13 protein-coding genes are annotated in these 24,927 nt (G+C 47.9%); 3 read left to right on the top strand and 10 right to left on the bottom strand.

Translation table 11 applies throughout. The features are described from left to right. Positions 1-418 precede the first annotated feature (418 nt). The 3 genes from DXT99_RS01755 to DXT99_RS01745 all read right to left on the bottom strand — a co-directional run bounded on the left by DXT99_RS01755 (position 419) and on the right by DXT99_RS01745 (position 7,856). Positions 419-2,893, bottom strand: coding sequence for a glycoside hydrolase family 31 protein (locus DXT99_RS01755; protein ID WP_115563772.1), 2,475 nt, complete (start codon positions 2,891-2,893; stop codon positions 419-421). Positions 2,894-3,156: 263 nt separating this feature from the next. Beyond that, complete coding sequence (locus tag DXT99_RS01750; RefSeq protein ID WP_115563771.1) at positions 3,157-4,650, bottom strand: RagB/SusD family nutrient uptake outer membrane protein; 1,494 nt, start codon at positions 4,648-4,650, stop codon at positions 3,157-3,159. A 20-nt stretch (positions 4,651-4,670) separates the two neighbouring features. Next, positions 4,671-7,856: a SusC/RagA family TonB-linked outer membrane protein gene (locus DXT99_RS01745; protein ID WP_115563770.1), complete on the bottom strand. Its 3,186-nt coding sequence runs from the start codon at positions 7,854-7,856 to the stop codon at positions 4,671-4,673. Between the two features lie 900 nt (positions 7,857-8,756). Between DXT99_RS01745 and DXT99_RS01740 the strand changes: the two genes are divergently transcribed. The 3 genes from DXT99_RS01740 (at position 8,757) to DXT99_RS01730 (ending at position 11,812) form a co-directional block, all read left to right on the top strand. Beyond that, positions 8,757-10,163 carry a purine-cytosine permease family protein gene (locus DXT99_RS01740; protein WP_115563769.1) on the top strand — a complete coding sequence of 469 codons (1,407 nt, stop codon included), beginning with the start codon at positions 8,757-8,759 and terminating at the stop codon, positions 10,161-10,163. Between the two features lie 34 nt (positions 10,164-10,197). Then, positions 10,198-10,386: a hypothetical protein gene (locus DXT99_RS01735; protein WP_181884997.1), complete on the top strand. Its 189-nt coding sequence runs from the start codon at positions 10,198-10,200 to the stop codon at positions 10,384-10,386. A gap of 85 nt (positions 10,387-10,471) precedes the next feature. Next, positions 10,472-11,812 (top strand): FGGY-family carbohydrate kinase, encoded by a 1,341-nt coding sequence (locus DXT99_RS01730; protein WP_115563767.1) that lies wholly within the window; start codon positions 10,472-10,474, stop codon positions 11,810-11,812. A 142-nt stretch (positions 11,813-11,954) separates the two neighbouring features. Here DXT99_RS01730 and DXT99_RS01725 read toward each other — a convergent pair whose 3' ends face one another. The 7 genes from DXT99_RS01725 to DXT99_RS01695 form a co-directional block, all read right to left on the bottom strand. Beyond that, the gene (locus tag DXT99_RS01725; RefSeq protein WP_115563766.1) at positions 11,955-12,971 is read right to left on the bottom strand and encodes a GntR family transcriptional regulator; all 1,017 of its coding nucleotides are present in this window, start codon (positions 12,969-12,971) and stop codon (positions 11,955-11,957) included. Positions 12,972-13,436: 465 nt separating this feature from the next. After that, entirely contained in the window at positions 13,437-14,276 is an 840-nt protein-coding gene (locus DXT99_RS01720) for a 3-keto-disaccharide hydrolase (protein ID WP_246000391.1), read from the bottom strand. Between the two features lie 275 nt (positions 14,277-14,551). Further along, a complete protein-coding gene (locus DXT99_RS01715) occupies positions 14,552-15,421 on the bottom strand; it encodes a glycoside hydrolase family 16 protein (protein ID WP_115563765.1) in 870 nt (289 codons plus the stop codon). Between the two features lie 428 nt (positions 15,422-15,849). Further along, positions 15,850-18,528: an MGH1-like glycoside hydrolase domain-containing protein gene (locus DXT99_RS01710; RefSeq protein WP_115563764.1), complete on the bottom strand. Its 2,679-nt coding sequence runs from the start codon at positions 18,526-18,528 to the stop codon at positions 15,850-15,852. Between the two features lie 812 nt (positions 18,529-19,340). Further along, on the bottom strand, positions 19,341-20,228 hold the full coding sequence (locus DXT99_RS01705) for a 3-keto-disaccharide hydrolase (protein WP_115563805.1): 888 nt from the start codon (positions 20,226-20,228) through the stop codon (positions 19,341-19,343). A gap of 192 nt (positions 20,229-20,420) precedes the next feature. Further along, on the bottom strand, positions 20,421-23,066 hold the full coding sequence (locus tag DXT99_RS01700) for a DUF7133 domain-containing protein (protein WP_115563763.1): 2,646 nt from the start codon (positions 23,064-23,066) through the stop codon (positions 20,421-20,423). 305 nt (positions 23,067-23,371) lie between these two features. Further along, positions 23,372-24,781 carry an alkaline phosphatase PhoX gene (locus DXT99_RS01695; protein WP_115563762.1) on the bottom strand — a complete coding sequence of 470 codons (1,410 nt, stop codon included), beginning with the start codon at positions 24,779-24,781 and terminating at the stop codon, positions 23,372-23,374. Positions 24,782-24,927 lie beyond the last annotated feature (146 nt).

Below are 24,927 nucleotides of genomic sequence, written 5' to 3'. Positions count from 1 at the left end.
GAGCAGGCAGTCTGGATAAGGGTAGGCTCTTTTTTTTCATCTTTACTAACGATTTAGTGTGAATCAAAAGGTAACGCTTATCCGCTGCTTTTTTACTAAACCAGCCACCGAAGGTTTAGTGCAACCAAATCTAAACGTCAGCTCCGCCACCGTTTAACAAAGTCTGGTAGCCATCAATAGCTCTATTATTCCATCCCCTGCTTGGGCAACTGCAGGACGGGCGAAAAGTATTCGTTTTTGGACCTCAGCAACCTGCTCCTGCTCTATTTTAGCGCCACTCACGGATCTTTACTGTTAAAGGCCTGCTGCGTCTGGCACGCCATCCGCAACATCAGGAGATAAGCACTGTTTTTTTACTGACCATAACCAGAGGGTTTACCAGGCGCTACTCCATTGAAGAACCGATTTTGAAGCTTCCTTACATTTTCACAGCCAGGTTGATGTCCTCTTTATTAGAGCGCTTTGTCTTAATCCAGAGAAGCTTGTGCTGCGCATCGTAAAACCAGCCTGCTCCGCGTTCTAAAGCTGCGGCATTGGCTGCGGCAGAGACTTTCTTTCCGTTCTCCATAACGCCTGCAGGTGCCTTTTCTTCGTTCCAGTGTATTTTAGCCAGGTAGTTGTGTGGCGACACCTTATACTTGCCCTTTGGCTTCTTAATCGCAAGATTTAAACCAGATGAGGAAAGGTTAGAGCTGATTTCCGTGATAGCATATGATCCATTTTTGTATTCCAGGCTCTTCCCGTCGTCTTCATAAAGCTCGAACTTTGATGACTCGTGCGGGAAGATGTCCAGCGTAATCGTGTTCACCGGCTTTTCACCCACGTATATCATCTCCGGCTGCATCGGGATGATGGCTCCGCCCTTGGCAAATATTGGAATAGTATCCAGCGGCGTGAGCACGTGCACATACTGCTTGCCTTCATACTTCTTGCCTGTCCAGTAGTCGAACCAGGTGCCTTCGGGCAAGTATACCGTGCGGGTTTTGGCTCCCTTGGTGGTGACAGGGTTTACCAGCAGGTTGTTTCCGAACATGTATTGGTCCGTTACATCATACACATTCGGGTCGTTCTGATGCTCCAGCACCAGCGCGCGCATGAGGGGCACGCCGGTGGTATGGTTGATGTAGGCGTTGCTGTACATGTACGGAATCAGCCGGTAGCGCAACAGGTCATACTTCTTGAAGTTCCTTAAGGCATCCTCTCCGTAATTCCAGGGCTCTTTGTACGTGGGGTGCTCCATGCCCAGCAGGTGCGCTATCGGGCTGAACATCCCGAATTGTACCCAACGGATGTATAATTCCGGGTCGGCCACGTGCTCAAAACCACCCATGTTGTGCGACCAGTTGCTCACACCAGACAAGCCGATGTTCAGTCCTGCTTTGATAACGGGTGCAAAGTACTGCCATTCGCTCGGCCAATCGCCCGCCCATATAAAGGGGTAGCGCTGAATGCCGGCGTAGCCTTCGCGGGTGTGGGCCATGCCACGTATGCCGTTGTGCTCCTGGAATTTCTCAAAAGATGCTCTGGTATAGATGAGAGGGAAAATATTATGCTTCCACTTGATGTCCTCTCCTTTCGGTCCTACTTTCTCACTTTCGTTTGCCAGGGCACCAAAGGCGCTGCCTTCGTCTGTTTTCAGGAACATGGCTCCCAGATCAGCGATGCGCTTGACGCCGTTCTGCCACCACCAGTCTACCGCCTTCTGGTCAAAGAAATTAACGAACTCGCCCGGTGAATTCTCCTCCGGGTAAACAAACCCTTGCTCCTGCGCCATCGCCAGCAGGTTTAGTTGCTCCCCGTTATCGAAGCGCGGACGCAGGTGCAGGCCCACCATTTTATAGTCCATGGCATACAGGCTGTCGAACATGCCTTTCGGGTTCTGAAAAGTCGGGCGCCACTCAAAAGAGGTAGCGCCTTTTCCTCCCTGCTTCCCGAAGATGCGCCAGGTAGAATCGAGGTGCAGGATGTCGGCTGGTATACCGTATGTTCTGAACTTGCGCCCCAACTCCACTACATACATGTCGGATGTTTCTGCTTCGTGGCCCCAGGTGCCGCCGCTGTAAGTACCCACATGCAGGCCCAACGCAAACTCAGGCAAGAGCGGTGATTTTCCGGTAAGGGAGGTATAGCTGTTTAAGAGTGACGGGAAGCCCGGCCCGTGCATGAAATAGTAATCCAGTTCTCCGCCTTCTGCTTTAAAGCTGTAACTCTCCGGGTTACTCATACCCATGTCCCATTCCGTTGGATAAGCGGTATGGAAGAAGATACCGTAGCCACGGGTACTCATAAAGAAAGGCACCGGCGCATAGTTTGCCTCCAGCACATTGTAGGCGCCTACGTGGTGCGGCAAGCCCTGCCCCCGGCCCACGTTCATGCGCAGCTTCTTGTTTCGCTGATCCAGGAAATCCATTCGCTCACCAAAGCCAAAGAAATGCTCGTCCGGGGCCAGTTGCTTGGTTACGGCAACGGCCTCGCCGTTTTTGGCTAAGCCTTCTCCGCCTGTGGCATCTGCTGTCAGCAGCTTACCGTCTTTTGTATAAACCGCTATGCCGAAAGGAGCCTTGTTTATTTTAATGTCGAGTTTATCAGTTTGCAGCAGGAAATGGTCTGCCTGTTCTGACGTCTTTACCGCTACCGAAGGCCAATCGTATTGCACCACCATGTACGGCTCATTCAACTGAAACTGCCTGTTCCAGCTTGCCCTTACCCGAAACATATCTGGTGTGTTGAACTCCAGCTTTACGTCAGCGTTGGCGTTCCTGAAGAATACTTCATTCCCCTGCTGCCGGAAACCAGACTGGTAGTTGCCTACCGGGGTTTGGCCCAGCACAGGCAAGCAGAATGCCTGGAGGATAAAAATTATTGCAACTATCTGCTTTAAGTGATGTATCATTCTGTTTTATGATTTTTGATTTTTAAATCCAGATTGCTGTTTTGCATCCATCTACCTGTTTTCAAAGGGAGCAACAGCAGAACTTAGTCTCCGTTTAGCCTGGTACAGGCTCTGAATAAACATAGGCATTTCTGCTGATGCAGGCATCCTGCACTGTCCGGTTTTTAAGTGCAGGCAGCTATTTTCAGCTTAAAAGCAAAAAGGAGCGGCACCATTCGTGCCGCTCCTTTCATAAGGTATTCATATCAGTTCCAGAAGGCTGTTTAATAGCCAGGGTTCTGCTCATAAAGCCCTTCTTTCACCTGTAGCTGACTAAACGGAATAGGATAAATGATGTAATTCGGGTCAAGTGTTTCCGGCATCACATTGCGGGTATCCTCGGTCGGAAGCCATTCATTCATCTCTTCTATTACCTGACCAGTTCGGACAAGGTCGTGCCAGCGATGTCCCTCTCCCGCAAACTCACGTCTTCTTTCTTCCAGGTACATATCGAGAGTTACACCGGAAACAGGCTCCAGCCCTGCTCTGACTCTGGCCATATTTATGATTTCGTCCACTTCTTCCTGCGTTCCCGGAGCACCCTGAAGAATGGCTTCCGCCTTCATCATCAGCACATCAGTATACCTGATTATCGGAAAGTTAATGCCCCAGTCAAAGCGGTCCAATCCGTAATCATCCTCATCCAGAAACTTCCTGAAGAATGGTCTTGGATCACTGTTCCCAAACTCATCCGTGAATCCCTGCTGCACGGCAACGCCTAATCGCTCATCTTCCGGAGCAAAAGTTTCTATCAAGTCACTGGATAAAGGCTTTGTTTCCAGGCCTGCCGGGAAAGGAATCCCGACGGCGTTGAAATAAGAATTCGGTGCCATCGTGCCGGGATAAGTGCCTCCTGTACCAAGTCCGCCACTCAGGAACTGAATGTCAAACACGATGTCGGGGTTATTCTCGTTATTATAGTCAAATATGCTGGAATAGTCTTCTACCCAGGCATAGGGCCCATTGTTAATCACGTCATTTAGCAAGGTAAGCGCCTCTGCGTACTCATTCACATCCAGGCCAGGGCCCTCAATACCATAAGTAGGTGCTGAGCGGGTAAGATGCACAAGTGCTAACAACGATTTGGCAGCCCATGATGTAGCCCGCCCTCTGTTGACAGCGCCATGTGAAGGTGGCAGCATCTCTATAGCGGTGTTCAGATCAGACACAATAAGTGAATACACCTCTGCTACCGGACTTCTTGGCACCTCCAGTGCTTCTGCAGGAGACACAGAAGCATCATATACCGGAACCTTACCATACAGGCGCACCAGGTCGAAGTAATAAAGCGCTCTCAGGAATCTTGCTTCTCCCTCAAAGCGGTTTCGCTGGGCATCGTCCGGCACTACGCTCGCATTTAACCTGTCGAGTACTGTATTGGCGCGCATGATACCGTTAAAGTTTTCGTTCCATGCTGAAATCACAAGCGAGTTTGTTTCCAGCGTGTTTACAAAATTGTTGATAGGCTCATGCTCCCTTACGCCAATTTCTGTTGTGGCATACATATTATCCGATCGTACCTCCGACAGGTTAAAATGCCGGTCAGGGTAAGGGCGGAGCTGGGCATAAATACCGTTTACCGCCTGCTCAAAGTCAGCTGCATCACGGTAAAAGTTAGCCGCACTGGCATCCGATAACGGGGCCTGGTCGAGTTCTTTCTCGCAGGAAACTAAACCCACCATCAATGCGGAACATATAAATAAGGATATCTTTCTCATCTTTGATACTTTAAATTAGATTAAAATGTGAGGTTTAGTCCAAACGTCATCGACTTCGCCAGCGGGAAAGCACCGTAGTCGTCGCCTCCGGAGTTAACTGCCTCCGGATTGTAGCCGCCCTCATATTTATCTCCTCCAAACCAGTTCTCGGCACTTGCGTAAATGCGGGCTCCCTGTACAAATTTGTTACCTGCCATTAACCTGCCTAAGTCGTACCCCAGCGTGATGTTTCGTACTCTCCAGTAGTCAGAGGAGTAGATCCAGTCTGAGTTTTTGATAAACCCGAATCTTCCTGTTGCTTTGCCACGGCTGCCGTCTCCCGGGTCTTCAGGTGATCTCCAGCGGTCGCGGTGTACCCCAAGGGTATTTTCTACCCAGCCCATGCTGGTTCTGTCGGTGGCGCGGCCGAATAAAGAGTAAATCTGTCCGCCCTGCTGGCCCTGCACCAGCACCCGAAGGTCAAAACCTTTGAAGCTGAAGGAATTCGTGATACCCCAGGTATAGTCCGGATTCCGGTCACCCATCATCACCCGGTCATCTGCCGTGATAACGCCGTCATTGTTGGCATCGAAGTACCTGACATCGCCAGCAGTCTGGTTGCCATAAAGTGCTGCACCGCTGTCGATGTCTTCCTGTGTCAGAATACCGTTTCTTCTTACCACATAAATTACATTCATTGGCTCGCCTACCATCAGGATGTTATGAGGCGGGTCAAAGTCACCACCCTGTATCGGGGTGTTATTAGGGCCTAGCTGCCTTACCTCATTTTCGTTATGGCTCAGGTTGATGTTGGTATCCCATCTGAACGCTCCTGTCAGGTTATGGGTGGCTATTTCAAACTCCCAGCCCCTGTTATAGACTTCGCCTATATTGGTAAGTGCAGTGGAGAAGCCTGTAGCGGTAGGCACTGGAATATTCAGGAGTAGATTCGTATTCGTTTTGGTATAGTAGTCAAACGAAGTGAAGACCCTGTTCTGGAAGAGCCCCAGATCTAAGCCAATGTTATAAGTCTCAGATTCTTCCCAGCCTAAATCAGGGTTTGGAAAGTTATTGGGGACCTGCCCGGTTGCTAAATTGCCGCCAAAGGTATAGTTAGAGAATCCAAGCAAGGCGATGTGGGAATAGTTGCCGATTCCGTTGTTTCCTGAGATACCCCAGCTTCCTCTCAGTTTCATATCGCTTACAAAGTCTACACCACTCATGAAGGCTTCTTCAGAGATTCTCCATCCTAAAGAGGCTGATGGGAAGGTACCCCACTTGGTATCATCCCCAAATCGGGAGGAGCCATCACGGCGCACTGTCACTCCAAGGAGGTAGCGGTCCATGAAGCTATACTGCACCCTGCCGAAATAAGACAGCATCGTGTTTCTGCTTTCGGCTGTATAGGTCTGGCCTACATTGATGTTGTTGGCTGCGTTAAGCGTAGTGATATCATCAGAACCAAATCCTTCAGCGCTTCTAATCTGGAAGTTGTTAAAGCTCCCGTAATTATAAGAGGCTCCCGCTAACAAAGACACATTATGGTTATCTGCAAACATCCTGTTATAAGACAGCGTGTTTTCATTCACGAAGGTTTGTCTGCGATACCCGCTAAAGTTACCGAATGCCTGCCTGTTGCCCAGCACACCACTTACCGCGGCTGGTCTGTAGCTTTTTGTGCTCGCATCCGAATGGTCCAGGTTAATCGTAGACCGGAAAGTCAGGTCATCTAAAATACTGTACTCTCCATAAACGGTAGCCAGCGTTCTGAAAATCTCTGTATCTCCGATGGATTGCTCAATAACTCGCACCGGGCTGTTTCTCGAAAAGCCCCACTGGTAGTTCCTGTTGTTACCGGTGTTCACATCAATACCTACGGTATCTTCTGAAACCGGTGTGTGGGAGGTGGCTACGTGCATTTGATTATCGCGGCCTTCCACTCCGGGATCACTGGCGATGGAATAGGACGGGTTGATGTTAACGCCAATTTTTAATTTGTCGCTGGCCTTCACTTCCACGTTCGCTCTGGCAGAATACCGCTTATAGCCAATGCCTATGGCTACACCATCCTGGTCCAGATAGTCACCTGATACATAGTAGTTCAGGAACTCATTACCACCGGAGGCAGCCACCTGGTAGTTCTGCATAAAGCCTTTTCTGAACAGCTCATCCTGCCAGTCTATCAAGGTAAGCCCAGGGTATCCTGGCTGCAGCCAGCGCTCGTCCAGCATCAGGTTCTGGTTGAAGCTCCCGTTAATAGCGGTTCTTTCTGCCGTAGTCTGTTCTGCTGTTCTACCCTCTCCGGAGGTCACCCAGTTGTAGTTGATAACTTCTGTGGCTCTTTCAATCCACTCCTCACCGCTCAGCACATCCAGTTTTTTAGCTGTTTCACTCCAGCCCATGTACGTATTGAAAGTAATCTTTGGCTTTCCGGCTCTGCCTGACTTGGTCGTGATGATAACCACGCCATTCGCTCCACGGGAACCATAAATGGCAGCGGCCGAGGCATCTTTCAGCACCTGTATAGACTCAATGTCGTTCGGGTTGATGTTATCCAGAGGGTTACCGGTTGAGAAACCTCCGCCTGAATTTTGAGTCGCCACATCCAGCGGAAAACCATCTATTACATAAAGCGGCTCATTACTGGCATTGATGGAACCTGTGCCTCTCACCTGTATACTGAACCCTCTGCCGGGCACGCCGCTTGTCTGCTGCACCCTAACACCAGCCATCTGCCCTACCAGCGCCTGATCCACTCTGGCAATCGGTCTTTCTTCTATTGCCCTGGAATCCACGGTGGCAATAGCGCCTGTAACGTCAGCTCTTCTTTGGGTACCGTAACCCACTACCACCACTTCTTCGAGCGCCTCGGAGTCTTCAGATAAAGTAACGTTGAGCGTTTCTGGTCCGGAGAAGGACCTTTCGACTGTACTAAAGCCAACATAAGAGAAAACCAGGGTTCCGGGTGACTCCGGCACTGATAAGGAGAAAGCACCGTCCGCATCTGTGGCGGCACCATTGGTAGTACCTTTCAGGAGCACTGTTACCCCTGGCAGCGGATCACCCGCCGCAGAAGTTACTCTACCAGATACGGTCCATTGAAAAACATTTGCTGATACAGCAGAAGGATTGGCTAAAGCCTCCTGGGGAAGAGCAGCGCCAGCAAGAGCTAAAGGGATAAATGCCACACAGCTTTTTAGCTGCCATAGCTGTATTTTACTTCTCATAGGTAAGCGTTTTAGTTATCACGTATTTATTTGTTGTCAGATTTACTATAGCCTGGCTGTTCTTCTAAAAAGGTTTTTCAACAGCAATGTCCTACATATTTATCTTAGCAGGGCTGAAACAGTGAGCAACAGAAGGTGGTACCGCTTTACTACCAAACAATTTTCTATCGATGCCTTCTTTCTGAAACCAGTTGCATTTGCCGGCTAACCATGTGTGTCAGCAGGATAAAAGCCCCCTCCACTTGTTCTGCGCTGGAGGAAAAACTTGTAACTTATTCTAAATTTATAGCATCCAAAAATGCTTTCTATCCTGCTCTATCCTGTAGCAGCTTAAAAAGAGTACAGCAAAATATATTTTATGTGCTCTTGAAGGGCTTTAGAGCCACAAATAGGGTAGCCTGTATGCAAACTGAATTGTATAGTTTAAGACAAGAGAATGTCGGCTAGTATGTAGCAGGTCTTCTTATCGGGGAGGTAATTTTCAAGGTTCAGCTTCATTTTGTCTAATGCTGAAGCCAGGTGACTCTGGTTAAAAGATAACTTATGATGGAAGAAAAATCAGCTACCTGTTCAGTGCATTTGCTACAGGCAACAAGCCACGAAGCGTTGATATTGGTTTTTCCCTGGACCAATGACAGGAGCAGTCGCTTATTCAACAGTGTTTCTGGTCCTGTGTGGCATACAGCTGTAGTATACAGGACACTACCGGATAGTTGTTTAATCACTTATTCTTATTTTTCACATCTAACACCCATCATACAAAAGTTTAAAAGAATAATGAACGTGACAGCAATAGTGCAGGAATGTTTCTATATTAATATCCAATATCTTTTTAAATTCTAGCCACATCCTGTTGCGGCAGAAGCCCAGGCCGAAATTTAATATCAAAACAAAGAAGAAATGAAGAAGACCCTTGCCAGTCAGTTAGACTCCATCAATGAATATGAGAGAGAACCCGTTCCCAAGCATCAGCAGAAGGGATTGAAGAGCTTTATTGGCATGTATGCTGGTGAACACACAGCCGGAACTGAGTTTGTGATTGGTCCTTTGTTTGTTGTGCATGGTGTGAGTGCACCCGATCTTTTCTTAGGCTTGCTGGTGGGCAACCTTTTAGCCGTTTTAAGCTGGGCGTTTTTATGTGCTCCGATAGCAGTTAAAGTCAGGCTCACACTATATTACCAGTTAGAGAAGATCTGCGGCAGATACCTGGTATCCGGCTATAATATAGTAAATGCCCTTATGTTCTGCTTCCTGGCAGGCTCCATGATAGCCGTGGCAGCAACCGCAGTGGGTATTCCCTTTAATATAGCCATGCCCGGCTTAGAAGACTTATACCCCACCAGTGTGGGCTGGATGGTAACGGTGTTTTTTGTGGGTTCAGTTATTACACTGGTTGCTATTCTGGGGTATGAGCAGATTTCTAAGTTTGCCAATATCTGTGCGCCCTGGATGATCCTTGTCTTTGTTGCGGCTGCTTTTGCCGTCATGCCCCAGTTGGGTATTACCTCTTTAGAAAGCTTCTGGAATGTAGCCCAAACCAGAATATGGGATGGTGTGCCGGTGGCAGGTTTCAGCAAGTTTACCTTCTGGCACGTCACCTTCTTTGCCTGGTTTGCCAATATGGCGATGCATATCGGCATGGGCGACCTTTCTATTCTCCGGTATGCCAGAAAATGGCAGTACGGCTTTGCTTCCGCTACCGGTATGTTTATCGGCCATGTGATGGCCTGGATCGCATCCGGCATTCTGGTGGCAGCAGCCAGTGGCGAAGTAACCCCGGGGCCCATTGCCTATAACAGCGCAGGCATTGCAGGTGCCATTTGTGTGATGATTGCCGGCTGGACCACGGCCAACCCTACTATCTACAGGGCTGGCTTAGCGATACAGTCTATTGTGCCCATGGTAAAAAGATGGAAAGTAACCATGGTGGTTGGTTTGGTTACCACTATTGCAGCCCTCTTCCCTGCCCTGGTGATGAGGCTGCTGGATTTTGTTGCGCTCTACGGCTTGGTGCTCATGCCCATGGGAGCCATCATCTTCATAGATTTTTATATCATCCCTAAAATAGGGCTTAGAAGCAATTACGCAGAAGTTGCAAAAAAATCCTTCAACGTGGCGGCAGGCCTGACATGGCTTGTGACCTTGCTCCTTTGCCTGTCTCTTAACTTTTACCAGGGGGTAGAAATCTTCTTCCTGGGGCTGCCGGGGTGGTTTATTGCTGCTACACTCTATATTGTCATCAGCAAACTGTACCAGCAGAAAGAAATTGAGCAACAGGAAGTGAAGGTTTCCGCAAAATCATTGTAATCATGTTCCGCAACGTTCTAACGCTATTTTTATCATGCAAGCCATACTAAAAATCATATCCTACATCGGTCTTATTCTTACGGTAGTACCTTCGTTTCTGGTGTTCTCAGGAGCCATTGAGCTGAGCTTTCATAAAACATTGATGCTTATAGGTACTCTGCTGTGGTTTTTTACGGCACCGTTCTGGATGAACAAGCAAAAGCCATCTGAATCAAAAGTTTAGCAGCTGCTTTATGAGTAGCTGACAAAGGCCGATCATTTTCGATGCCTTTCATTTATTGTCGAACCTTCTATTATCATTCTCTTTTATGATTCCTTGTATTGCAATCTTTGATATCGGTAAAACCAACAAGAAATTCCTGCTGTTTGATCAAAACTATAAAATCATAAAAGAGGAAGAAGTTAGCTTTCATGAGATTGTAGATGATGACGGTGATAAGGGAGAAGACCTTGGGACACTGACAGACTGGCTCCGCACCACCTGGAAAACTTTGGAGACGGAGCAAAAGTATGATGTGCTGGCGGTAAACTTTACGGCATACGGTGCCAGCCTCGTGCACCTGAACGAAGCGGGAGAACCTGTAACGCCGCTGTACAATTACTTAAAGCCTTTCCCGGAAGACCTAGAGAAGCAGTTCTACAGTACTTATGGTGATAAAGCCACTATCTCGGTACAGACGGCATCGCCACCCCTTGGCATGCTGAACTCTGGTCTGCAGCTTTACTGGCTAAAGCACCGGAAACCGGAGGTATTCAAACAGATAAAGCACACGCTACACCTTCCGCAGTATGTGTCGTACCTTTTCACAGGGCAGTTAGTAACGGAATACACCAGTATTGGCTCCCACACTGCCCTCTGGGATTTCCAAAAACAGGATTACCACGCCTGGGTTTATGCAGAGGGCTTTGATAAGCTCTTTCCCCCTTTGCGGCCACATTACAGACCTTTAGAAACATCCTTCAGATCTACAGTGATTCCGGCTGGTTTAGGGTTGCACGACAGTTCATCCGCACTTCTACCATACTTAAAACAGTACCGTAAGCAGTTCTTACTGCTTTCTTCCGGAACATGGGGTATTACCCTTAACCCGTTCGCAAATTCCCCAATCAGCATATCAGACTTAGAAGAGGATTGCCTGCAGTATTTAACAATTTATGGCAGGATTGTAAAGGCATCGCGTAAATTTATAGGCAATACGCATGAGGAACAGATTAAGCGCTTAGCTGAATATTACGATAAGCCACTGGACTATTACAAAACTGTTCAGTATGACGAAAGCCTCACAACTGGTATTACGCAGCCTGGCTTCGGCAGTGCTCCAAAACAGAGGGAGCCAACAGCAGTGAAAGAAAAAGTAGCTTCGGCTGTAAACATAGCATTAGACCTGGAACTGTACGACTCCTACGAGGCGGCATACCATCCGCTAATGGAGCAAATTATTCAGCAACAGTTAGACTCTTTACTTCTGGCTGCGGAAGGAAACATGAATAATTTTAAGATTCTACTTGTAGACGGAGGCTTTAGCAGAAATCAGGTTTTCATGTCATTGCTGCGACGCATATTTCCTTATTTAAGAATAAAAGCCGGTAAGGCAGCCCAGGGTACTGCACTTGGTTCTGCACTGGCGCTGAACATCTGGCCTTATTAAGCTTTGCAAGGGCTGACTTGAGTTTGCCTGCCTTCAACAAAACAGCCCTTCTGCCTGCCATAGTTTAGCAAGCCAGAAGGGCTGTTTTGTATGAGGGAATAAAGAATTGTTTAAAGCCAAGCCACCTTCAGCAGAAGGGCTTTTACAAAGAGTGTCTGCGGATAAGTGTGAAAGGGTTATGTACTTTTTCTGTCAGTTTATGCTTCATCAGATAAGCAGCTGTTTCGCCCATGCCTTCATGGTCAGTCGATATCACGGTAATTCCGTTATCCAGAATGTTCTTTAAAGGTGTGTCGTTATAGGAGATAAGCCCCACGTCTTTGCCCAGTGTCAATCCTTTTGCCCGGCTCTCCTTTATAAGCTCAGCCAGATCAGATTCCTCCAGAACAATATAAGCAGTACCCGGAGAAAGCGGCTCCTGATGGATACTGTTTACCACCGTATGCTCCATAGAGGTTTCTCTGCAGAAATGGCGGAAGCCTTTTACTATCTCAATAGGGTATGCAATCTCTTTGGGGTATACCAGCACAAACTTGTTGTACTTGTGCAACAAGTCCTTACCTGAGTGCAGGGCATTTCTTATGTCGCGCTCGAAATCCTGGTAAACTGCGGCGCAGTTGCCGGTATAGTTTTCGATGTTTTTGTCGAGCAGCACGAGTTTATCCTGCGGTAGCTTCTTAATGATCTGTGTTGCGGCCTCCACATGCGTGGTGAAATGGGGCATGATGACATAGTAATGATACTTCCCCAGGTTTTCCTGAATCAGGCTTTCGCAGATCTTACCGTCAAAGTGGTGGATATGCAGGTCTACAACAGCATCTTCGCCAAGCGATTTAAGGATGGCGTAGTAAACGGATTTTTTGTACGCACTCAGCTTATTGAAAAGCAGCAATACGCGCATTTTGTCTCCGGTAAAAGAATCGCTGATATAGCAGCCTTTTCCCTTAACCGAGCTAATCACCCCTTTTTTGCGCAAAACTTTATAAGCCTTCTCTATTGTGTCCCGCGACAAGTAATACATTTCGCTGGTCTCATTGATAGAAGGAACACGTTCGCCACGCTTCAATACCCCTGACTCGATATCTGAAATAACGGCGTTAACTACCTGTAAATATTTAGGTGTGGCTGAAGTAGCATCAATTCTGTCTAGAAGTTCCATAAGCTATTATAAAGTATAAGGATGAACTGGTTTGATCTCAGTATTTTCAAGCGCTTTTACAGCTGTTACACATCTCATTAAACTTTGCCGACTCAGCCAAACTGCGCAATCGATTGCATTGTATGTGGTAATGTTACGCTTTAAAGCTCTAACAAGTTCATTTATTACCAGTGATTAATCAATCATTTATTTCAATCTTGGAATATAGCCAATAATTTCATGTCTGCAAAAGTTTTTTGATTGTTAGTCTTGCCCCAGGATCTGGAATCATAGTAACAGCTGCCAAAGACGTCTCATGCAACTAGTGCTCCTCTCTGTCTTGTTTACCAAAAGATAGGCAAGAGATGAAGCGCGATAGGTTCAGCACTGGCTAAATGGCAGGCAATATTAGGGCAACTTTGTTGGTTTGCCAGGATGTTCCCCTGAACTACAAAAGGAAAAGCGGCCCAAGGCATCAGGAGCTAGCTAATCCAGTTTCTTAATTCTGATGTCCCGGAACTCTATTCCCTGACCCTCACTCTGAAGGGCTATATACCCTTCCGTCAGGCGCTTACCGTCCTGCTTTATAGCTGGATCGAAATTATTGGCTACATCTCCGCCTATTTGCGGGCGGGTATACTGCAAGACAGTATCCCCGTTGATGAGGTGGGTAACCAGCGAATCTCCCAGTACTATCATGTCTGCTCTTACCCATTGATCCCACTCATAGGTATCAGAAGAAGAATTGATGCAGTGCCGGGGATCCATTTCCCCTTTGTAGAACACTTCCGTTCCCGGAGAACACATGTTTCCTGTTGGGCGGGGATTGCCGTCTCCTGCTCCTGCCAATAATTGAAATTCAACTGAAATGGGCCAGTCCTGCTCTTTTAAAATGGTATTGGGAGCCTGGGAGTGAAACATAATGCCACTGTTCCGATAGGTATAATCCGGCGCATCTTTTAACCACTGGTCTGTAAAGCGGTACTCCCAGGTGAGGTGGTAGGAAGAGAAAGGCTCTTTGTAAAACAAATGGCCATACCGGTTATCGAACGTTTCGTAATCATCATAATTCACCTGCAGCACACCGTCGTCTTTTACCCGGAAGGTGTTGGCATAGTTGTCGCCCACCTCATGATGGTGGATTTTCACAATCCAGTCGTCAATATCTTTGCCATTGAAAAGCGTCTGCCATTCACTCTCCTGCTCTTTATTATCTCCAGTATCTCCGGAAATGCCTGGAGAACAAGAGGTGGCTGAAACCATAACAACAAACAACAAAATAACTTTTAGCGGCAACAGGAACATGGTTTTGGGTGCTGGAAACATTGAATTTTAAATTTGACGGATTACACAAATACTTGAACGTTGTAAAATAGTGATAACTAACTCACCGAATTACATAACCATTAAGCTAATAAAAATAAATGAAGATAATGTCCATTTCTGGATAAGAGTGTTTGAGACCTTTCCTGCTCCTCAACCTAATTCAGGCTCAATGCCGTTAACCTCAATAGTCCCAATCTGCCATTTCGCACCCAATTCTCCGGTTAGTAACATTAGCCTATAGCGCCTTCCATACCTTACTCCGGCATCAGCCTGCTTCATTCTTTCTGATAGACCCTTACATAATCCACCTCATATATTCCGGGAAAATCAGTACCTGAGGGATCTCCCCCATTAGAGCCAATCGCGAGGTTCAACAGAATATAATGCGGCTGGTGAAAAGGGTTAAAACCATCCGGGTTTTGTGTCTGGCTCAGGTCTACCTCGTTTAGCAATTCATCGTCCAGGTAAAGCCTGATGTAGTCTTCTGTCCAGTCCATCTTCCAGACATGAAACTTCTCCGGCCAATTGAGGTCCTTCTGAAGGAAGTGAGAAAAGGGCACTTTACCCTCATCCCAGGCCGCTCGCTTGCTTTCGTGCGCCCAGGCGGCATTCGCCAAAATGGTGGGCTGCCCTTGCACGCGGTAGTATTCCATAATGTCCACCTCCCCGTTGGCTGGCCAGCCTTTGGATATACCCAGCGTCCAGATGGCAGGCCAGAGCCCCATGGCCGTGTCTATCCTGGCCCTAACTTCTATAATGCCGTACTGAAAGGTCTTTTTCCCATTTGTGTTGATGCTGGCAGAGGTATAGTCAGCGTATTCTGTACTCTTTCTCCAGTCCTTACTCGAAGGATCGAAAAAATCATTCTTCACCTTTTCCCGCTTCCCTTCAATCACCAATACCCCATCGCTAACATTGGCATTTTCCGGCTGGTACCACTGCAGTTCATTGTTCCGCTTTAACCCGTACTCATAGGACCAATTCGTGCTATCCGGCTTCCCATCTTTATTGAATTCATCTTGCCAAACTAGATCATAACCATCTGGTGTTAGAGCGGCGGCACTTTGTGATTGCGCTGGCATTTGTCCCCTACTGCACGCCAGTAAACTTACAAAGATTAGCAACAGTGGCCATTTGTTTTTCATCTGTTAAAATATCAGGTTTGAACAGGAAAGTTATACAAAGCAACTTCAGGCCATTTTTAGTCCCAGCGGGACGATCTGTTGGTAGAAAACAATCCCAATAAACTTTAGCTCCAGCGGAGCGACCTGTAGAACTACTTGAACAGGTCGCTCCGCTGGAGCTAAAGGCGCTTATGGATCATGAGGCTATCAACAGGTCGTCCCGCTGGGACTTTTTTGCATAAACTTTAAATAAAGATTCCTGCTTGCTTCAGAAAACAATATACAGAAATGTTTTGCCTAACCACTACCTAAATAGTTAAAACAAGAGCGGGAAAGCTTTTGGCTTTCCCGCTTAACTTCATCCCTATACCTATACAGCATACAGCTGCCTGTCTACTGGCATATCAGGTATGAAACCTGGCAATGGTGTGCTTTAGCTGAGGACGCTGCTAGTACTCGCTCACAGCGATAGCGGCCTGCACATGATATGGTTCATCCGCTGATTTTGTGCTTTCTTTCTGCTCTTCCATCTCCAGTAATAAGTTAGCTACTAAAGCCGTCCAGCCGGTTTGGTGAGAGGCTCCCAGGCCTTGCCCGGTATCGCCGTGGAAAAACTCATAGAAGAGGTGGTGGTTCCTGAAATGCTCGTCTTCCGCAAATTGGGCATGGTCAGCGTGGTACTGGAATTTACCATCTTCGTTTCTTTCAAATATTTTCAACAGCCTTTTCGTCAGCTCATTCGCAATCTGGTTCAGATTTAACCTGTTGCCTGAGTTAGTCGGGAATTCAAAAGTGTAGGCATCACCAAAATACTTATGGTATTTCCGGAGCGCCTGAATGATCAGGTAATTCAAGGGGAGCCAGATAGGACCGCGCCAGTTGGAGTTACCGCCAAACATAGGGCTGGAGCTTTCGCCCGGCTCATACTGGATGGTATGGTGGCTGCCGTTGTGGCCGAACTCAAACGGGTGCTCCTGGTGATATTTGGATAGCGAACGAAGTCCGTAGTCTGATAAAAACTCGTCTTCATCCAGCAGCCTTCTCAGGAGGGGTTCTAACCTGTTCCCGCGCATTACCGAGAACAGGTAATCCCCGTCTTTGCCCTTCTCCTCAATATCGGAGATGAGCTGCCCCAGGTCAGGTCGGGTACGTGTAATACTTACCGCACGGATCTTAAACTCCAGCATCCGGTCAAAGAAGCTGCTGTCAATTACCTCCACTGCCAGCAGCGGGATGATGCCCACCAGCGAACGGACTTTTAGTAACTCACTCGTACCGTTTTCATACTGCACGGCATCATAATAAAACTTATCCTGATTATCCCATAAGGAGATATCGTTCTTCCCGATATGGTGCATGGCCTTGCCTATGTTCAGGAAGTGCCGGAAAAACTTGGCTGCAGATTCTTCATAAGAACGATTTTGCTGCGCCAGCTCCAGGGACATACGTAGCATGTTCAGGGCATACATCGCCATCCAACTGGTGGCATCTGCCTGCTGCAGCTTCTTAACGCCGTGCGGCAAATGGCTCCGGTCAAAAACCCCGATGTTATCCAGCCCCAGGAAACCTCCCTCAAAAAGGTCGGTGCCATTGGAGTCTTTCTGGTTTACCCACCAGGTAAAGTTCATCAGCAGCTTCTGGAAAGCCCGCTCCAGGAAATCCCAGTCCGGTTTACCTGTTTTCTTCTTGTCTATTTCATACACCTGCCACACGCCCCAGGCATGCACCGGAGGGTTAACATCACTGAAATTCCATTCATAAGCCGGTATCTGCCCGTTCGGGTGCATGTAGTACTCCCGGAGCATGAGCTGCATCTGGTGCTTCGCAAAGTCCGGATCCACATGCACGAGCGTGGTGGCATGAAAGGCAAGGTCCCATGCGGCAAACCAGGGGTACTCCCACTTGTCAGGCATCGAGATAATATGCCGGCAGGTCAGGTGCTGCCAATCTGAGTTGCGTTTCAGGTTGCGGTGAGGCGGGTGCTCATGCGATTCCCCGTAATGCCACTTGTACATGTCCAGGTAATAGAACTGCTTTGTCCAAAGCATACCGGCAAAGGCCTTGCGTGCTAAATTTTTATGCTCCTTAGGCAGCGTCTCCGGAACAAGCTGCTCATAATATTCATCTGTTTCTGCCTTGCGAATAGCAAATACATGGTCGAAGTTTCCCCATGGGTCTTCCATGCTTTTTTTGCTCAGGCGTACTTTGAATGTGGCAGATCCGCCTGCAGGTATTTCCTCCTTCAGCCAGATCGCCACTTTCGTTCCCTGCTTCTCCGGGTTAACCGTAGCTGCCTGGTGAAGAACATGGTTGTTGATGCCGTCTTTTACAAAAGGAAAATCATTGGCTGTGTGGTGCACGCGCTGGTTATTTGTTTCATTCTCGCAGAACAACTGCTCCCCCTGCTGATGGTAAAAGTGCCACTTGCCGTTCCGGTCAGAGTTTGTCTGCACACAATGGGCAGTCGGGGCTGTCATGTTCGGTTTGCTGTACCTGGAGTTGTGCTTCCAGTAGTTCCGGAACCATAGGTGCGGCAGCACGTGGATGGCCGCTGCCTCCGGTCCGCGGTTGTGCACCGTCACCTTCATCAGTATGTCATTCGGGTCGGATTTAGCATATTCGATGAAGATGTCAAAATAGCGGTTTTCCCGAAATGCCTCTGTGTCCAGCAGCTCGTACTCCGGTTGCTCGCGCCCCCTCCTGTTTTGCTCCAGCAGCTCCTGGTAAGGGAAAGCGGTTTGTGGGTACTTGTAAAGAAACTTGGTATAGGAATGCGTCGGGGAAGACTCCAGGTGAAAGTAAAGTTCTTTTACATCTTCGCCGTGGTTTCCCTGCCCGTTGGTCAGGCCAAAAAGCCTTTCTTTTAATATCGAATCCTGCCCATTCCAGAAGGCTGGAGCCAGGCACAGAATCTGCTGGTAATCGCAGAAACCGGCAATACCCTCATCACCCCAACGGTAGGCATTGCTTTGCGCCATGTCATGAGAAATGAAATTCCAGGCAGTGCCATCCGGGCTGTAATCCTCGCGTACGGTACCCCACTGCCGATCGGAGAGGTAAGTCCCCCACTTTTTCCAGGTTCTGTTGTTTGTTGACTGAGCTAAACGCTCTTCTTCTTTACTACGCATGCTAATAGGTGCTATTAATGTTACGCCAAAACTAAACCGGCGCTGTTATGTTCATTCTTATGTATTCTTCATCGCTCTCGCTCTTGCTATACATCAATGCAACGGGCATAGGTGAACAATTAAATGAAGAAGCTTTAGTTATCTGAAACAGATATGGCTGTACTCCTGAGATAAGACGAGAGGCATCTCCCTTATCTGTTTGTTAAATAGATAGGGTTTGCTAAGCTTAAGCGAGTCAAATTGAATTGGTTTTCTCTTCCGCAGATAAAGAAAGTGCTGATTAGCTCTCATTGTGCACAGCACTTTTTCCATTTCAATGCCAGTAAATATTTACACCCCAATTGATTGCTTTCCTCTACTGAATTAATACAAAATTATCACTAAATAAATTTTACCAAATCTTCTACTGATTACATATATAGTATATATTCATTCATATAGTTATCATTTTACCATAAAACAAAATAATAATTGAATATTTAAAAATATCAAACCTTTAAAATTGAAAAATAACTATCTATAACATTTTTAAAATGATTGTAATATACTTAAAGTAGTGATATAGTGTTCAGTACTTTACTAAATTTATTGTGTCGGATAGACGCAGGAGGGTGAAGGTGGTTTTGAGGGTGTTTTTTCCAGTGTGACGTTCATCCTGACTTAAGCCTTTACCAAGGGGCAGTGAAGGGAAACAGGAAGAAAGCAGCCAGAGAGGCCACTGCTGCAAACGATGGTTTCTGGTAGTAAAAAGAAAAAGGCACCCCAGAGAGAGTGCCTTTTTCTTTGTTTGATTTTAAATTCTTTCAAAACGATTAATGCGATTGCCTTTTCTGCAGATCGCTTAAAACGCTCTTCAACTTCTGTGGATCATCCATATACTGCTCGAGGTTAAAGAGTTCTACTTTCCTGAATTCCACCGGATGACTTTCGCTTTGCAGGGAGATATAGCCCTCTTTCAGAAGCTGCCCGTCCTGTTTCACTGCCGGGTCGTAGTTGCTTACACTGCCGCCGCCAATCTGTGGCTTCTGATACACCATCACAGTGTCTCCTTCCACTATATGCTTCACGATGGAATCACCTAACACCAGCGCTTCCACGCGTACCCACTGGTCGCCGTGGTAGGTTTCGGAACTGGAACTGATACAGTGAGGCGTGAAAAGCGAATCTCCCATGACCACGTTGGTGCCAGGCGTACACAGGTTGGCAGTGCTCCGCTCATCCTGGCCGTTGCCTCCCAGTAATTGCGCCTCCAAAGAAATAGGAAAATCCTGATCCAGACCCATGGTGTTGGCTGGTTGAGAATGTAGCATGGCGCCGCTGTTCCGGAGAGCCCATCCCTCGCCGCCCGGGGCCTGGTCCCCTACAAACCGGTACTCCATCACCAGCAGGTAAGAAGAGAACGGCTCTTTGTAGAAGATGTGCCCGTACTGTTTGTCGAAGTCCTCATACTGGTCGTAGCGTACTACCATGTTCCCGTCTTCCACCCTGAAGGTGTTTCCGTAGTTCTCGTTCAAGGCGTGGCCCCTGATTTTGATATCCCAGTCATCCAGGTCTTTCCCGTTGAAAAGCTGCACCCACTCCTCCTGGGAAACGTTCTCATCCTGGGCAACAGTCTCATCCTGAGTCTGGTTATTTTGCGTGGTGCAGGACAACAGGCATGCCCCTAGCAGACCGGTACCGAGTAAGGCTTTAATTTTCATATTTTTGGTGTGTTTTGTTTTTAACTTGCAAAACCATATAAACAAAAGCTGATTAGCAGAGGGCATTTTTAAGCTTATTCCTGCTAATCAGCCTGTGCATCTGCTCTCTGCTACTTATGCTCCCATAGCTGCTGCCCCCTTTTTAAGGACCTTTACATTTTTCAGCTATTAACTAAAGCGCGCAGGAGCTCTTTACTTTTTCTGTTGCGAAAGGAAAGTGATGAGGGACGCAAACTCTTCGTAGGACAGGGAATTCGCGAGTCCTGCGGGCATCATGGATGTTTCCAGTTCCTTGCGGGTCAGAATGTCTGCGGTCTTTATGGTGAACACCTGTCCGGCAATGTTCCGCATCACAATCTGGTCTGCTGATTCCTGCGAAATGAACCCCATATACGTTTTATCTCCTTTGGCCGTGATAAGAACTGATGCAAAACCCTGGGAGATAGAGGCATTCGGCTTTAGAATTGACTCCGCTATCTGCTCCCGGTTCATGATAGAACCAATCTGCCCCATAAACGGACCTTTCATGGCCTCGCCTTGCTCTATACTGTGGCAGGCATTACAACCTTGCTGGGTAAAGAGCGCTTTCCCCTTCACCGCATCACCTTCAATTTTCGCCATGGCCAGCATCACGTCTTCGATAGAGGCCTTCCCCACCTGGCCCTTCTGATTCCGGATTTTTTCCAGGTCAACATCTACTTCTTCTGTTGCAGCTACGGCTTCGTCGCCACCGAACTCAGCAATCTCCATACGGTGCCTGGCGTTGAGGTCGGCAAAGAACTGCTTTCCGTTGGCGTCTGCCTTGCCTTGTTCCTCCTTCAGGAACTTCTCGATAGCTGGCGAGGCTTCCCAAACAATTCCCTTGTAATAAGGGCCGTGCGTGTCAGGCCGGGTGCTCCACCACCAGGAGCCATCATAAGGCGCTTCTTTTTTGTAGAGGCGCGACAGCGTGGTCAGAATTTCGTTTTTCTGCTTTTCGTCATTCGTCTTCTGGTAAGCGGCAATCAAACCATCCACCGCTTTCGGATTGTGCATGTAACGCAGGGCCCAAAGCGCCATTCTGGAGTTTTCCGTTCCAACCGCGTTCACGGAAGCATCTACAGCGTTTAGTGCCCCCAGCGCCTGTACTGCCAGGTGCGCAGGCACAACGGCTGCGTTAGGCGTAGCGTGTGGGCCTTCCGTTCCTTTTGCCGGTGCGGCCAGGGTAGCAGGAACGTCAACCGCTAAAAGCGCAGGAATGGCTTCTGCCCGGTCAAGGCGGCCTAAACCAATGATGGCTGCAGCTTGCACCCGCTCCGAAGGACTATTCACTGCTTCAATGAAAGGCTCGACCGGAACATTTCCGATACGCGTTTTTCTATCGCTGAGGGCGCGCAGAGCATACTCTTTCATCTCATTTTCCTGCGTTAGCTTTACTAAATTTTTAGTACCAGCTTCTCCAGACGCCTGTGCATAAGCATACATGCCGGCTACGCGGGCATAGAGCGGCAGTTTCTTATCAGCGGCCACTTTCCAAGCTGCCTTGGTAGCTTTCTTAGTTGGACGGCTAATGAGTTCCTGCTGGGCGTGTAAACGCGCCACGGCGCTTTTTGACTTCAGTAAGTCTGCCAGCTCGTTCACAGAGGCTTTTTTGAGATCCGGGAATGATTTATACTCCCAGTTTGCCGGTACCGCCCGCACCACAAACCCTTTGCCCGGGTTGCCCGAATAACCTGCACCGTCCCAGGCTGCCATATACATTCTGCCAGAGGCATCAACATCCAGGTCCGTGATTTGTGGTAGCTTGATAAACTCTTCTTCCTGCTGCTTAAAGCTTGCTCCGTCTGCCGTTACCCGGTGGATGTAAAGCTGGTTTCTGCCCCAGTCTGCCATCATCGGCACCTGGTTGTATTTTGCAGGCCAGGTAGGATCATCCATAAACAAGGCACCGGTACCCGATCCTCCTCCCACGTCTACCAGGGCAGGAAGAATCTCATCAGTAAAATGCTTGAACAGGACAGGATAGCCATACTCACCAGACTGTATCTGATGGCTGAAGCGGATGTTCCAGCCACCGCCATCATTGGTGTTTCCCCGCGTGAAGATGTTCATGTAAGGGTCGATGGCCACGTCATAGATGTTACGCATGCCGTGGGTATATACTTCCATCTCTGTGCCATCCGGGCGAACGCGAACAATTCCGCCTCCGAGCATGGTCAGTTTTTTTCCTGTTCTATCAACAGCGTTATGAAACCCGAAGTCGCCAACAGCGATGTATATCCAGCCGTCAATACCCATCCGGATACCATTGGTGGCGTGGTCGGTGCCACGGCTTTGCAGGAATTTAGGAGAGCTTATGTTTTGAATGAGTGGTTTGGAGGGACCATCTGCCACACCGTCCTGGTTAGCATCCTCAAAAACAACCAGATCCATACCTGAGGCAATGCCGGTTTCTTTAGAGAAAGTGGTGTGCAGGACAAATACCTGGTCGCCGAGCGAAATAATGCCGCGTGGGTTATCGACTTTGGCAAACTCGGTGTGCTGGTCTACCTGGCCGTCGTTGTTACTATCAACCAGTTTGATGATGCTTCCTTTCTCCGGCTCCTTGCCCAGCGAGCCCATCATATCAACGCCCACGTACACTTCGCCTGTTGGTGCCACGGCGAGGCAGGCGGGGCTTGGGGTAAGTTCAGGACCGGCAAAGGGGGTCACTTTCAGGTCGCTTGGCCAGTCCTGGGCAAGTGCCTTCGTGCGCTTCAGGACCTTCCTGTTATCCTGCGTTTCAGAACCAGAGGGCATTTTAAATAAGCCACTCAACATCAGAAAAGCAAAAATCAGACTAAATTGAATTTTCAACATTTCAATAATTTATTTAAGGTATGCTGTTATTGCCCCGAATAACTCTAGAGGCCGTTTTTAATTTGTTAATACATTTCTTTTGCCAAAGCCGAGAAAATCCATCAGTGAAGCTCCTTCCTGCTTTAAGTTAGGAGTGGGTAACTTTTCGAAAAAGTTCGATATACCGCAACTTGGGCACTTAACCGGTAGCTAATAACTCAGGCTCTATACTAGTAGAGCATAGATTCCTTTAAATTGCCCACTTTGGAGAAATTATTTTATTACAGCCTGTACTATAGCCACATCCAGGACAGCCAACAGCAGCATTAGGCTTTTCGCCAGGGACCGGTTATCGCTACTGTTAAGCCTGCCCCCTGCAGGTTAACAAAGTATGTTTCGCCTGTTGGCGAAAACACACCTCCGGCAAACTCACATTTATAGCCTACATTTTGTGCCAGCTTGTAAAACTCCCCCTTTGGAGTAATTCCCACAACATAAGGAGCAGGATTATCTTCGCATAGCACTAAATCGCCCCACTGCGAGACGGTCATGTTATCGCAGGCATTGGCTATGGTAGAGTCGTTTGGTTCTACAAAAAGCTCCAGTTTTCCAGGCTGGCTCTTTTCCTCCGCCTTTCCCTCATAAGCGCTTGGCACATATTTAAATACCTGCCCATTCATGGAGGTGCCGCCGTTTGTACAGGCAAAAAAGACTTCATTGTTCCCAAACCACATTCCCTCGCCGCGCGCAAAACGGGCTGCCCCTTTCTCGTAACCCTGCAGCCTTAAATCGTTCTCCGGTGATTCTACATTTTCTATATCTATCCAATCCACATCAAAAGGGCGCCCAACCGGAAAAGCAGGCGTAGTGAGTTGTTCCCAGTTGCGGGTGTCCTGGCTTTTCTGCTCCCTTATCATTAAAGCCTGTAGTTTGCCTCCTTTCAGCAATTTGCCGTTCTTTTTTGGTATAAACCGATAAATCAGGCTGTCTCCTGTGTCTTCCGTCATGTATATAATGCCGGTTCTCGGATCCACAGCAACAGCTTCGTGGTTCATTCTTCCCATTGCTTTGATCGGCACCGCTTTGGTTAACTTCATTTTTGTGCTGGCAGGCACCTCAAAGTTATAGCCATGCTCCTGCTCACACGAATTTTCTTCGTTTGGCTTCAAAACAGATTCTTCGCAGGTAATCCAGGTATTCCAGGGAGTAAGGCCTCCGGCACAATTCCTGGTGGTGCCGACTAAGCTCAAAAATTGTTTTTCTACTTCACCCGTTGCCGGATTATATACCAGCGTAGTAGTGCCGCCCAACTGCGGACTAACACCTTTGCCGTAATCATAGAATTTATCTTTATCTATTTTAGACAGAAGCCCGTTCTGAGCCCCAAAAGCGCCACTATCCGGGTTTGAGATAAGCTCATGATTCCGCACCAGTATCACTCTCCCTTTTCGCCCTTTGAAGGTGGCCATGCCATCAGGCGCGCCAGGCACTAAGAGCCCGTCGCTCATCATGTCTCCTTTGCGGGAAATAATTTTGTAGGAGAAGCCTTTCGGAAGATTCAGAATACCTTCCGGATCAGGAAGAAGCGGACCATACCCTACATTATAATCATTGAAGGAACGGGAGGATGCTAATAAGGGGGTATTCACAAAGTGCTGTAGACCTACAAACCCGAGGGAAGCCATTCCCGCTAATTTCAAAAATTCTCGTCTTGCGTTACCTTGTTCCTTGCTCATGTTGTTATCCCGGTTGGTTATGAAGCTATGTGATTAAGCCTTAATATCTTCTGTTCAACATACCAAGACTATACATAACATCACTAAATATCAGCATTTTAATGCATAAATGAAACAGATAGCTGCCTAAAGCACAAGCGCCGCTC

Origin of the sequence: Pontibacter diazotrophicus (genome assembly GCF_003367245.1) — a bacterium.
In the GTDB taxonomy this organism is placed as follows: domain Bacteria; phylum Bacteroidota; class Bacteroidia; order Cytophagales; family Hymenobacteraceae; genus Pontibacter; species Pontibacter diazotrophicus.
This window is presented reverse-complemented; position numbering and strand designations above follow the sequence as displayed.